Consider the following 13,191-nt stretch of genomic DNA (forward strand, 5'->3'; position numbering starts at 1 on the left):
ATGTACCCCGAAATGCGGTCGACCAGCAGCCATGCCGCACACGGCGATCATCACGCGCCGACCGACACCCCCGAGCGGGCGCGCATCCTGGTCGTCGATGACGACGAGCGCAACCTGCTGGCCATCCAGACCGTGCTGGATGACATTGGCGACGTGGTGCTGGCCAGGACCGGCGAAGATGCGCTGCGCCACCTGCTCTTGGGGGAGTTCGCGGTCATTCTTCTGGACGTCTATATGCCTGGCATGGACGGCTACGAAACCGCGCGCATCATTCGCGGTCGCGAGCAGACCAGGCGCATCCCGATCATCTTTCTTTCGGCGATCAACAAGGAACACGAACACCTGATGCGCGGCTATTCGATGGGTGCCGTCGACTACGTGTTCAAGCCGGTCGAACCGATCGTGCTGCGATCCAAGGCGGCAGTATTCGTCGACCTGTTTCAGATGACCCGCGAGGTCCAGCGCAAGGCGAGGCAGGAACAGCAGTTGCTCGACGCCAACCTGCGCGCCAACGCCGAGCTGTTGTTTGCCGAGCAGGAGTTGCGTCGCTCGGAGCGGCGCCAGGCGGCCATCATCGAATCATTGCCGATCATTCTCTATCTCGAAGATCCGCACTCCTCGCCACGCGTCCCCAAGTTCATCACCGGCAATTTTCGATTGCTCACGGGATTCGACTTCAAGGAGATTCTCGCCACGCCGACGCTGTGGCGCGACCGCCTGCACCCGGACGATCGCGAGCGGGCGATCGCCGTTTTCGAGAGCGGGGGCGAGGGTCGCGGCTACTCGGTGGAATACCGCTGGCTATGTGCCGACGGCACCTACAAGCACTTCCTCGACCAGGCGGTGTTGCTGCGCGACGATGCGGGCGGGGCGACGGAGTACGCCGGCACCCTGCTCGACGTCACCGAGCGCAAAGAGCTCGAATCGCAGCTTCTGCATGTGCGCAAGATGGATGCTATCGGCCAGCTCAGCGGCGGCATCGCGCATGACTTCAACAATCTGCTTGCCGCCGTGCTCAGCGGGCTGGAGTTGCTGCAGCGGCGCGCACGGCTCGCGCCGGAGCATCGCCCGATCCTCGACATGACCCGGCACGCGGCACAGCAGGGCAGCGAGGTGGTCTCTCGCCTGCTGGCGTTCGCGCGCAAACAGAACCTGGAGCCGACCTGCATCGATCTGCACGCGCTCTCCAGCGCGGTCAACCAGCTCCTGGCACACACGCTGGGCGGCATGGTGGTGTTGGAGTGGGAACTGCCTGACGATCTGTGGCGGCCCTACGCCGACGAAGCGCAGCTGGAACTGACCCTGATGAATCTCGCCATCAACGCCCGCGACGCCATGCCCGCAGGCGGCACCATCCGCATCAGCGGCCACAACGTGACTGTCAAGGGCGAAGACGACACCGACCTGGCGGCGGGACAGTACGTGGTGGTGTCGGTCGCCGATACCGGGAACGGCATTCCGGCCGAGCTGCTGGACCGGGTGGCCGAACCGTTCTTCACCACCAAGGCGGTGGGCAAAGGCACCGGCCTCGGGCTCAGCATGGTCTATGGTTTTGCGCAGCAGTCAGGCGGCACCCTGCGCATCCAAAGCGAGCTGGGCAGCGGTACCTGCATGACGATCTGGCTCCCTCGCGCCCGGGCGAAGAGTGCCCTCGCCGGCCGCGTGGTCCCGGCGGAGTCAGTCGAGGAGGCTGCCCCGCGAGCCCGGCATATTCTGCTGGTCGACGATCACGAAGGTGTACGTACGGCGACCGCCGCCCTCCTTTCCGATTTGGGCCACCACGTCACCACGGCAATCGACGGCGCCCAGGCGGTCGAGCTGCAGCAGCAGGACCTCGCCAGGATCGACCTGATCGTGAGCGACTATGCGATGCCGCTGGTTTCGGGGGTCGAGGTCATTCGACGGTTGCGCGTCGACAATCCACGGTTGCCAGCCATCATCATCACCGGCTATGCCGCGACCGATGTACTCCACGGAGCCCCGGAGGGAGTCATCATCGTCACCAAACCGTTCACGCCGGCCCGCTTGCAGGAAGCCATCGGCGCGGCCGAGCGCTGGTTCGGGAACGCAGGCCACCCAAAGCAGGTACTCGGGGCATCCTGACCAGGAGCGGAGCACGCGCGGATCTGCGCCTGCACTGATTGCCTCGGAACACGGCACCCGGCTGGCGTCCTCTACAATGAGGTTTTCCCCATCGTCGGAACCTCCATGAGCTACTCAGCCAAGGCACGCTACGCCAGCGAACTCGACGCCATCCGCGAACAAGGCCTGTTCAAGGCCGAACGCATCATCATCTCGCCGCAGTCCGCCGAGATCGAGCTGGAAGGCGGCCGCAAGGTGTTGAATTTCTGCGCCAACAACTACCTGGGCCTGGCCGATCATCCCGAAGTGATCCAGGCCGCCAAGGACGCGCTGGATACCCACGGCTTCGGCATGGCCAGCGTGCGTTTCATCTGCGGCACGCAGGATCTGCACAAGCAGCTGGAAGCGAAGATCGCCGCGTTCTTCGGTACCGAGGACACCATCCTCTACGCCGCCTGCTTCGACGCCAACGGCGGCCTGTACGAACCGCTGCTGGGCGAGGAGGACGCGGTGATCTCCGACGCGCTCAACCATGCCTCGATCATCGACGGCATCCGCCTGTGCAAGGCCAGGCGCTTCCGCTACGCCAACAGCGACATGGCCGACCTGGAGAAACAGTTGCAGGCGGCCGATGCCGCCGGCGCGCGCACCAAGCTGATCAGCAGCGATGGCGCGTTCTCGATGGACGGCTTCATCGCCAAGCTCGACCAGATCACCGCATTGGCCACGAAATACGACGCGATGGTGCACATCGACGAGTGCCACTGCACCGGCTTCCTCGGCGACACCGGCCGCGGCTCGGCCGAGGTGAACGGCGTGATGGACAAGATCGACATCTTCACCGGCACGCTGGGCAAGGCGCTGGGCGGTGCGCTGGGCGGGTTCACCACGGGCCGCAAGGAAGTGATCGAACTGCTGCGCCAGCGCTCGCGCCCCTATCTGTTCTCAAACTCGCTGCCGCCGCACGTGGTCGCCGCCGGGATCAAGGTGTTCGACATGCTGGCCAGCGCCGGCGATCTGCGCGACCGGCTCAAGGAAAACACGCACTATTTCCGCGAACAGATGACCGCCGCCGGCTTCGACATCAAGCCGGGCGTACACCCGATCGTGCCGGTGATGGTCTACGACGCGCCGAAGGCGCAGGCCATGGCAGCCGTCCTGCTGGAGGAAGGCATCTACGTCACCGGCTTCTTCTACCCGGTGGTGCCGCAGGGCCAGGCGCGCATCCGCACGCAGATGAGCGCCGCGCATACCCGCAGCCATCTTGACCACGCCATTGCCGCGTTCACAAAGGTGGGCCGGGAACTGGGCGTGATCGGCGCCTGACCAGCGAGCTTGCAGGGCTGGCGCTGACCGCCCTGCCAAGCGTCACCAATCAGCTTTTGTCCTTGCGTGCATCGAGACTCTGCACTTCGTCGGGGCTCAACCGCCGCCACTGACCCTTCGCCAACTCGCCCAACGGCAGGGGACCGATCGCCACGCGGATCAGACGCAGCACATCGAAGCCCAGCGCCGCCAGCAGGCGGCGGATGTGTCGGTTGCGACCTTCGTCCAGCACGACCTCCAGCCAGGCATTTCTTTCCCCCACGCGCAACAGTTTCGCCCATCGTGCCTTCAGCAGCTCGCCCCCATCGCTGATGCCCGCCTGCATGGCGGCCAACGCAGATGCATCCGGCTGGCCGGCGACCTGAACGTGATAGGTCTTGTCCAGATGCGTGGACGGAGCCGTGATGCCCGCCGCCCAGATGGTGTCGTTGCTGAGCAACAGCAAACCCTCGCTCGCCTTGTCCAGCCGGCCTACCGGGCCAACCCAGGGTAGCCCCGCCTCGGCCAGCGCGGTGTAGACCGTGTTGCGGCCCTGCTCGTCAGCCGCGCTCACCACCAGGCCGCGTGGCTTGTTGAACATCACATAGACACTCTCCACCGATTCAACGGCATGGCCATCGACAACGATCCGGCGCTGATCGATCGGCGTCGGGTGATACGGATCGCGGACGACACGTCCGTCGACGCTGACGCGACCGGCGCGTATCCACTGCTCCGCCTGGCTGCGCGAGCACAGGCCGCGCTTGGACAAGACGCGTGCGAGCCCGTGCCTGGGCAAGGAGCCTGCGGCTGCCGCGGCATGCGCGGAACGGAAAGAGAGGCGAGACATCCCGCTAGCGTATAAGCCGGAGCCACAATGCGACAAGAATCATCGTGGCATCGAATACCGGCCCTTGCGCCGGGTCGCCTGGACAGCGGCGGTGTTCAAGGAAGCCAACGCAAAAAAAAACCCGGCCGAAGCCGGGTTCTTTTTTGCTTTACCGAGGTTCGATTACTGCTGAACCTGCAGCTCCGTACGACGATTCTGCGCACGACCGGAGTCGGTAGCGTTGTCGCCAATCGGGTTGGTCTCGCCATGGCCAATCGGGCCTTCCAGGCGGCTGGCATCGATACCGTGGCTGGTCAGGTAGTCATACACGATTTTTGCGCGACGCTCGGACAGGCTCTGGTTGTACTCGTCCGTACCCTTCGAGTCGGTGTAGCCGGCAACCGTCACATGCACCTGCGGATAACGCTGCAGGGTATCGACGGCCTGGTTCAGGACCGCGATCGAGTCAGCGCTCGGCTCAGCAAGCGACTTGGCGATATCGGTCTCGCCCTTCTTCGGACGATCGTACTTGAAGTTCACGCCGCGCAGGTCGATCACGACCTTCTGCGGGCAACCATCGGGACCAACGATCGTGCCTGCAGCCGTGCCCGGGCACTTGTCGTCGCAGTCGTTCACGCTGTCGCCATCGGAGTCCATCTTCGTGCAGTCAGCCGGGGGCGGAGTTGCCGCGACAGGGGCCGGAGCCGCCGCCGGAGCGCCGAAGCGCGAGACGAGGCTGAAGCCCAGGAACCAGTCGCCGTAACCGCTCTGTGCGGGCTGGGTCTTGTTGTCCCAGTCATAACGATAGCCGGCTTCGATACGCACATCGGAGCTGTCGGTGATCGTCTTGGAGACGCCGCCGCCCAGTTCGGCCGCCGGGGACCAGCCGCTGTCACCGCGGCTGTGATGGTTGCTGCCCATCACGCCAGCCAGCAGGTACGGACGCCAGGCGTTCCAGTCACCCGCATAGAAGCGTGCGGCGGCGCCGACGCTGTTGTTGGACCAGTTACCACCACCATCGGCATCGCGCTTGGTGCGGTCGATGAACAGATCGATCGACGCGTTCGGCGCGATGAAACGGCCAACACCCAGCCCGTAATAAATCTGGCGGCTGTTGGTGTTGCGGTCGGTATCGTTGTAGTAACCGCCCACGGTCGGGGCGATGTACCAGCGGCCGTCATAGGTCGAGGTAGCCATGTCGGTGGACGCGGCATCGGCGGGAGCAGCAGTGGTGTCCTGCGCATGAACGGCACCTACGCCGCCCAGGGCCAGCGCAATCAGAAAGTACAAGCCCTTACGTTTCATCAGGTGTCTCCTCATTTATTAGGTTTTTCGCGTCCGTTCAACCCCAACCGGAAGTCGCGTGTCAGAACTGAACTACGTCATTCAGAGCTCTTGAAGCCCCTGCTTGGCGTTTATGCGACAAGCGGCCGGGAGTGTAGCAAAAATGTTAAGTAGTTGTCATTCCAATAGCCTGGCAACCAACTTCCGGTGAGTCTTCGTTCAGGAAAGTTTCCATATTGCGGCGAGCCAATATAAATTCACCACTGCGACAATAGTTGACGCCTGTCAATGGCTGGAACACGGACAGAAGGAGCGAATCCGTAGCCATATGTACTCGTGCCCCTGGGCTTAATCTTCCACTCACGCCGTCTTTACAATGTGAAGAGCGCCATGAACTGCTGCAGGGGCATGGCATCAAGGGTTTCCGGGTTGCCCGTTGCCGTCAGGATCGCCCTGACCTTATGCGCAGGCAAATGGCCGCGCATGGCGGCTTCGAACTTCCGCAGCAAAACGGGAATGCCCTCGGCACGGCGCTTGCGGTGTCCGATCGGATAATCGATCGAGACCTTTTCGGTGCTGCTGCCATCCTTGAAGAATACCTGCACCGAATTGCCGATATAGCGTTTGGCAGGATCGAAATAATCCCGCGTGAACTGCGGATTTTCGATCACCGTCATCTTGTCACGCAACGCGTCGATCCGCGGATCCGAAGCGATATCGTCATTGTAATCGCTGGCGACCAGACGGCCGAAGATAAGCGGCACCGCCACCATGTACTGGATGCAGTGATCGCGGTCGGCGTAGTTGGCCAGCGGGCCGGTCTTGTCGATGATGCGGCAACCGGCTTCCTGCGTCTCGATGACGATTCTTTCGACCTGGTCGATCCTGTCGGCGACCGTGTCGTGCAGCTGCATCGCGCATTCCACCGCAGTCTGGGCGTGAAACTCGGCGGGGTAGCTGATCTTGAACAGGACGTTCTCCATTACATAGCTGCCAAACGGCCGCTCGAACTCGAACGGCTTGCCGTTGAATGCCACGTCGTAGAAACCCCAGGTCTTCGCCGACAGCGCCGACGGATAGCCGGCAACACCGCGATATACCGCATTGATCGCGTGGGTCACCGCGCGACGGCAGGCGTCGCCGGCCGCCCAGCTCTTGCGAGCGCCGGTGTTCGGTGCGTGGCGATAGGTACGCAACGCGCCGTTGTCGATCCAGCTATGCGACACAGCAGTGGTGATCTGCTCCTTGTCGCCGCCCAGCATCGCGGTGGTCACCGCGGTGGAGGCCAGCCGCACGAGGATCACGTGGTCCTGGCCCACCCGGTTGAAACTGTTGAGCAACGCGTAGCACCCCTGGATCTCGTGCGCCTTGATTGCATAGCCCAGCACGTCGCGTACGGTCAGCGGCTGGCCGCCCTCGCGCTCCGCTTTGCGGCTCAGGTAATCGGCTACGGCCAGGATGCTGCCGAGGTTGTCCGAAGGGTGGCCCCACTCTGCCGCCAGCCAGGTATCGTTGAAATCCAGCCAGCGGATCTGCGTACCAATGGCGAACGCCGCCTGCACCGGATCGAGCTCATGGCTGGTGCCGGGCACGCGGGCACCGCCGGGCAGCGTGGCGCCGGGTACCAGCGGACCGAGATGCTTCACGCATTCGGGGAACTTCATCGCCAGCATGGCGGTGCCCAGCGAATCGAGCAGCATGTAGCGCGCGGTGTCGTAAGCCTCCTTCGAATCGATCTGGTAATCGACCACGTAATCGGCGATATCGACCAGCGGCTGGTCGGGATCGGGACGGACGGCGGAACGGATGTCGTGCGCACTCATGACGGATCTCGCAACAGGGGAAACCTCCATTTTAGCTGACTGGGACGTCTTCGTTGCTTGACCGCGACATCGCACGCCCCGACAATTGTTCAAACACATCCCAGAAGGGAGTAGTTCCCGGCGCAGGCTCACCTGCCCCGGTGTGGTGATCGTCAGCACGAGCGATGTTTCGCTCCGGTCACCTCGGCAGCCGTGCTGCGAACGAGACTTTTGTGGTGGACACGGGCCGCGCGCGTTCGTGTTCGCTGCATTGTCCGACGCGCACGGAAACCCCCATGGAATTCACTGGTACCGACTTCTTTTCCGGCCTGCTGGCCATCATCCTGCTTGATCTGGTGCTCGCTGGCGACAACGCCATCGTCATCGCCATGGCGGCCAGCCGGTTGCCGAAAGCGCTGCAGAACAAGGCCGTGTTCTGGGGTACGTTCGGCGCCGTGGCGGTTCGCTTTGCGCTCACCGCCGTAGTCGTCTATCTGCTCAAGCTGCCGGGACTCATGCTGGTCGGCGGTGTCCTCCTGCTGCCGATCGCGTGGAAGCTGCTGTCCCACGATGTCGACGACGATCCCAACATCAGCGCCGCCGATTCGTTCTGGAACGCGCTGCGCACGATCATCGTCGCCGATGCGCTGATGGGCATGGACAACGTACTGGCGATCGCCGGCGCATCGAAGGGCCACCTGGGCCTGGTCATCATCGGCCTGTTCGTCAGCGTGCCCCTGGTGGTCTGGGGTTCGACCCTGATCCTGAAGTTGATCGAGCGCTTCCCGATCATCATGTACATCGGCGCCGGCGCCATCGCCTTCACCGCGGGACGGATGATCACGCACGACCGCTGGGTCAGCGGCTGGTTCGACGCGCATCAGCCGGTCATGTATGCGATGGATGCGCTGCTGGTGGTTGGCATCTGCGGCGGCGGTGGGCTGATGCAGCGTCGACGCAATCGCTTGAAACGCAGCGCCGATCGAATCCCGCCCGCGCACGGTGAAAGCTGAAACACATGCGGTTCGCCCCCGGCCCAAGCCTGGCATCGCCGCCATGAGCGGCGGCGATGCCGACACCCGGGACCCGAAAAATGAAAAGGGAGCCGCTGGGGCTCCCTCTTCATCTTCAGCGGGCGACAAGCTCAGCGCTTGTCGATCGGGACGTAGGCCTGATCTTCGGGTCCGGTGTAGTTCGCGCTGGGGCGGATGATCTTGCCGTCTTCGCGCTGCTCGATCACGTGCGCACTCCAGCCGGAGGTGCGGGCGATCACGAACAGCGGCGTGAACATGGCGGTGGGCACGCCCATCATGTGATACACGCTGGCGGAGAACCAGTCGAGGTTCGGGAACATCTTCTTGACCTCGCCCATCACCTTCTCGATGCGCTCGGAGACATCGAACAGGGTCGGATTGCCGCCTTCCGCGCACAGCTTGCGCGAAATCTCCTTGATGATCTCGTTGCGCGGGTCGGACACTGTATACACCGGGTGGCCGAAACCGATGATGATCTCCTTGCGCTCGACGCGAGCGCGGATATCCGCCTCCGCATCATTCGCGCTGCGATAGCGCGCGATGATTTCCATCGCCACCTCGTTCGCGCCGCCATGCTTCGGACCGCGCAGCGCGCCGATCGCGCCGGTAAGCGCCGAATACATGTCCGATCCGGTGCCGGCGATGACGCGGGCGGCGAAGGTCGACGCGTTGAACTCGTGCTCTGCATACAGCACCAGCGACTTGTCCAGCGCCTGGGCGTGCAGGTCGCTCGGCTTCCTGCCGTGCAGCAGATGCAGGAAATGTGCAGCGATCGACTCGTCGTCGGTCTGCGTTTCGATGCGCTTGCCGTTGTGGCTGAAGTGGTACCAGTACAGCAGCATCGAGCCGAAGCTGGCCATCAGGCGGTCGGCGATGTCGCGCGCACCGGTGACGTTGTGATCGTCCTTTTCCGGCAGTACGGTGCCGAGTACCGAACAACCGGTGCGCATCACGTCCATCGGATGCGTGGCGGCCGGAAGAAGCTCCAGCGCGGCCTTGACGGGAGCGGGGAGCCCGCGCAGGCGCTTCAGCCGAGCGCGGTAGTTGTTCAGCTCGGTCCAGGTCGGCAGCACGCCGTGCACCAACAGGTAGGCCACCTCCTCGAAACAGCCCTTCGCGGCCAGGTCGTGGATGTCGTAGCCGCGGTAATGCAGGTCGTTGCCGCTGCGGCCGACCGTGCACAGCGCGGTGTTGCCTGCCGCGACACCGGACAGCGCGACGGACTTCTTGGCCTTGGGCAGCGTTTGCATGGTTTCGCTCATGGATGGAACCTCGATCGATGAAGGTGCGCCGGCACGCTGGCGCAGTCAGGAAGGGAACATGTCGGTCAATCAGTCTGATTTGCCGCCGGCGAACAGTTCGTCCAGCTTGCGCTCGTAGGCGTGGTAGTCGAGGTGGTCGTACAGCTCTTCGCGCGTCTGCATGGTCGGCACGGCGGCTTTCTGCGTGCCATCGCGGCGCACCGTCTCGTAGAAATTCAACGCCGCCTTGTTCATTGCCCGGTACGCACCGCAGCAGTACAGGATGATGTCGACATCCGCACTGGCCAGTTCGTCGCGGGTGAACAGCGGGGTCTGGCCGAACTCGGTGATGTTGGCGAGGATCGGCACCTTCACCGCCGCCTTGAACTGGCGATACTGCTCCAGCGTGTAGATCGCCTCGGGGAAGATCATGTCGGCGCCGGCCTCGACGCAGGCCTGGGCCCGTTCGATCGCCGACTCCAGGCCTTCCACCGCCATGGAGTCCGTTCGCGCCATGATCACGAACTGCTCGTCGCTGCGCGCATCCACCGCAGCCTTGACGCGATCGACCATCTCGTCTTTCGGCACAATCGCCTTGCCTGGACGATGCCCGCACCGCTTGGCGGCAACCTGGTCCTCGATATGCAAGGCGCCAGCACCTGCCTTGATCATCGAACGCACGGTGCGCGCGATGTTGAACGCGCCGCCCCAGCCCGTATCTACATCGACCAGCAGCGGCAAGTCGCAGACGTCGGTGATGCGGCGGAGGTCGGTCAGCACATCCTCCATCGAACTGATACCCAGATCCGGCATGCCCAGCGAATTGGCGGCGACGCCGCCGCCGGACAGATAGATCGCCTTGAAGCCGCTGCGCTTGGCCATCCGTGCCGCATAGGCAGTGATCGCACCGACGACCTGCAGCGGTTGTTCCTCGGCGACGGCGGCGCGGAAACGCGCGCCGGGAGATGCGGGATGAGTCATGTCGCCTCCGTCAAAGCGATCATTTTAGCGCAGTGCGGCGCTGGAACCGCGGCGAGCGCAGACCACTGACCCGCACGTCCGCGTAGACCTCGCCTGAACATGGTGCGTATCACGATGGAAGTTGGGTCCAGCGCCCGCCAGGCGAGCCGTCGGCAGTCGACCAGGCTGACAAGGTCGGACGCTGTGTTGTCATAGCCCTCGCCAATCGAGGCAATGCTGACAATCAATTAGATTAATCATGCCCGACGCCATATCCTCACTTCCACTTTCAACCAGCACGGGAAACCCACGATGTCCCTGATCAACACCGAAATCAAACCGTTCAAGGCACAGGCGCTCAAGAGCGGAAAATTCATCGAAGTCAGTGATGCCGACCTGAAGGGCAAGTGGTCCGTCGTGTTCTTCTACCCGGCCGACTTCACCTTCGTGTGCCCCACCGAACTGGAAGACCTGGCCGACAACTACGCCGAGTTCCAGAAGCTGGGCGTCGAGGTCTATTCGGTCTCCACCGACACCCATTTCGCGCACAAGGCCTGGCACGACACGTCCGACGCCGTGAAGAAGATCAACTACACCATGATCGGCGATCCCACCCACGCGCTCTCGCGCAATTTCGACGTGCTGATCGAAGCAGACGGCATTGCCGACCGCGGCACCTTCGTGATCGATCCGGCGGGCAAGATCCAGATCGTCGAGATCACCGCCGGCGGCATCGGCCGTGACGCCAAGGAGCTACTGCGCAAGGTGAAGGCCGCGCAGTATGTCGCCGCCCATCCGGGTGAAGTGTGCCCGGCCAAGTGGAAGGAAGGCGAGAAGACCTTGGCGCCGTCGCTGGATCTGGTCGGCAAGATCTAAGTATTGGCGCGCCATGCGCCACGGACCCGGAGCCCATCCGGGTCCGATTCACCGAAAGCCAGTACAAAACGACGCCCGGGTCCGCCCGGGTGCTCGCCACGCTCACCCCGAACAAACCCGCGGAGTCCGTCATGTTGGATGCCAATCTCCATGTCCAGTTGAAGGCCTATCTGGAGAAGGTCGCGCAGCCGATCGAGATCGTTGCGTCCCTCGATGACAGCGCCAAGTCGGCCGAACTGAACGAACTGCTTGGGGAAATCGCCTCGCTGTCCGATCGGATCAGTCTGGTGCGCCGCGACGACGACGAGCGCAAGCCTTCGTTTGCGATCAACCGCGTCGGCACCGACATCGGCGTGCGCTTTGCCGGCATTCCAATGGGCCATGAGTTCACCTCGCTCGTGCTCGCCCTGCTGCAGGTCGGTGGACATCCGTCCAAGGCCACCGCGGACGTGATCGAGCAGGTGCGCAATCTCGATGGCCACTATCGCTTCGAGACCTATTTTTCGCTGTCCTGCCAGAACTGCCCGGACGTGGTGCAGGCGCTGAACCTGATGAGCGTGCTGAACCCGAACATCCAGCACGTCGCCATCGATGGCGCGCTGTACCAGGACGAGGTCGAGGCGCGCCAGGTGATGTCGGTGCCGACCGTGTTCCTCAACGGCGAGGTGTTCGACCAGGGCCGCATGAGCCTGGAGCAGATCCTGGCGAAGATCGACACCGGCTCCAGCGCCCGCGAAGCCGAGAAGATCAAGGCCAAGGACACGTTCGACGTGCTCGTGGTCGGCGGCGGCCCCGCCGGCGCGGCGGCGGCCATCTACGCCGCGCGCAAGGGCATCCGAACCGGCCTGGCAGCCGAGCGCTTCGGTGGCCAGGTGCTGGACACCATGTCGATCGAGAACTTCGTCTCGGTCGACTACACCGAAGGCCCGAAGCTGGGCGCGGCGCTGGAACAGCACGTCAGGAACTACGACGTGGACATCATGAACCTGCAACGCGCCGAGAAACTGATCCCCGCCAGCGATGGAACCGGTGGCCTGGTTGAACTGCAGCTGGCCAACGGCGCCACGCTTAAATCGAAGACGGTGGTCCTGTCCACCGGCGCGCGCTGGCGCCAGATGGGCGTACCGGGCGAAGACCTGTACCGCAACAAAGGTGTCGCCTATTGCCCGCATTGCGACGGCCCGCTTTTCAAGGGCAAGCGCGTGGCGGTGATCGGTGGCGGCAACTCCGGCGTCGAGGCGGCCATCGACCTGGCCGGCATCGTCAGCCACGTCACCCTGATCGAGTTCGACAGCAAGTTGCGCGCTGACGACGTCCTGCAGCGCAAGCTGCGCAGCCTGCCGAACGTCGACATTGTCGTCAGCGCACTGGGCACGGAAGTGCTGGGCGACGGCCAGAGGGTCACTGCGCTCGTCTACAGGGACCGCATCAGCGACGAGATGCACACGCTCGAACTGGAAGGCATCTTCGTGCAGATCGGGCTGCTGCCGAACACCGAATGGCTGAAGGGAACGCTGGAACTGTCGCCACGCGGCGAGATCGTCATCGACGAACGCGGCCAGACCTCCCTCCCCGGCGTATTCGCCGCCGGCGACGCCACCACGGTGCCGTACAAGCAGATCGTGATCGCGATGGGTGCCGGTTCCACCGCCGCGCTGAGCGCGTTCGACCACCTGATTCGCCGCCCGCTTCCGGTCGCGGAGACGGAAAGAGAAGCGGTAGCCGCCTGATCGCCCGAGCAGAAAACAAACGGGACGGCGTACGCCGTCCCGTTTGTG

At 63.6% G+C, this 13,191-nt stretch carries 10 protein-coding genes; 5 read left to right on the plus strand and 5 right to left on the minus strand.

Annotated elements, in window-relative coordinates; translation table 11 throughout:
* Nucleotides 1–2,103: a response regulator gene (locus ACFPME_RS13115; RefSeq protein ID WP_377306014.1), complete on the plus strand. Its 2,103-nt coding sequence runs from the start codon at nt 1–3 to the stop codon at nt 2,101–2,103.
* 105 nt (nt 2,104–2,208) lie between these two features.
* Entirely contained in the window at nt 2,209–3,408 is a 1,200-nt protein-coding gene (gene kbl, locus ACFPME_RS13120; protein WP_377306016.1) for a glycine C-acetyltransferase, read from the plus strand.
* A 49-nt stretch (nt 3,409–3,457) separates the two neighbouring features.
* Here the strand turns inward: kbl and ACFPME_RS13125 are convergent, their stop codons facing one another.
* The 3 genes from ACFPME_RS13125 to ACFPME_RS13135 form a co-directional block, all read right to left on the minus strand.
* Nucleotides 3,458–4,237 (minus strand): pseudouridine synthase, encoded by a 780-nt coding sequence (locus tag ACFPME_RS13125; protein WP_377306018.1) that lies wholly within the window; start codon nt 4,235–4,237, stop codon nt 3,458–3,460.
* Between the two features lie 162 nt (nt 4,238–4,399).
* Entirely contained in the window at nt 4,400–5,521 is a 1,122-nt protein-coding gene (locus ACFPME_RS13130; protein WP_377306020.1) for an OmpA family protein, read from the minus strand.
* Between the two features lie 350 nt (nt 5,522–5,871).
* Nucleotides 5,872–7,323, minus strand: coding sequence for a bifunctional 2-methylcitrate dehydratase/aconitate hydratase (locus tag ACFPME_RS13135; protein ID WP_377306022.1), 1,452 nt, complete (start codon nt 7,321–7,323; stop codon nt 5,872–5,874).
* Nucleotides 7,324–7,598: 275 nt separating this feature from the next.
* Here ACFPME_RS13135 and ACFPME_RS13140 point away from each other — a divergent pair, with 275 nt between their 5' ends.
* Nucleotides 7,599–8,315 carry a TerC family protein gene (locus ACFPME_RS13140; RefSeq protein WP_377306024.1) on the plus strand — a complete coding sequence of 239 codons (717 nt, stop codon included), beginning with the start codon at nt 7,599–7,601 and terminating at the stop codon, nt 8,313–8,315.
* A gap of 131 nt (nt 8,316–8,446) precedes the next feature.
* Here ACFPME_RS13140 and prpC read toward each other — a convergent pair whose 3' ends face one another.
* A complete protein-coding gene (gene prpC / locus ACFPME_RS13145; protein ID WP_377306026.1) occupies nt 8,447–9,598 on the minus strand; it encodes a bifunctional 2-methylcitrate synthase/citrate synthase in 1,152 nt (383 codons plus the stop codon).
* A gap of 69 nt (nt 9,599–9,667) precedes the next feature.
* Complete coding sequence (gene prpB, locus ACFPME_RS13150; RefSeq protein ID WP_377306028.1) at nt 9,668–10,558, minus strand: methylisocitrate lyase; 891 nt, start codon at nt 10,556–10,558, stop codon at nt 9,668–9,670.
* A 291-nt stretch (nt 10,559–10,849) separates the two neighbouring features.
* Here prpB and ahpC point away from each other — a divergent pair, with 291 nt between their 5' ends.
* Both ahpC and ahpF read left to right on the plus strand, forming a co-directional pair.
* The gene (gene ahpC / locus ACFPME_RS13155) at nt 10,850–11,413 is read left to right on the plus strand and encodes an alkyl hydroperoxide reductase subunit C (RefSeq protein ID WP_377306030.1); all 564 of its coding nucleotides are present in this window, start codon (nt 10,850–10,852) and stop codon (nt 11,411–11,413) included.
* A 131-nt stretch (nt 11,414–11,544) separates the two neighbouring features.
* Entirely contained in the window at nt 11,545–13,143 is a 1,599-nt protein-coding gene (gene ahpF, locus ACFPME_RS13160; protein WP_377306032.1) for an alkyl hydroperoxide reductase subunit F, read from the plus strand.
* Nucleotides 13,144–13,191: the final 48 nt, after the last annotated feature.

The sequence above is a fragment of the Rhodanobacter umsongensis genome (genome assembly GCF_042654965.1).
In the GTDB taxonomy this organism is placed as follows: domain Bacteria; phylum Pseudomonadota; class Gammaproteobacteria; order Xanthomonadales; family Rhodanobacteraceae; genus Rhodanobacter; species Rhodanobacter umsongensis.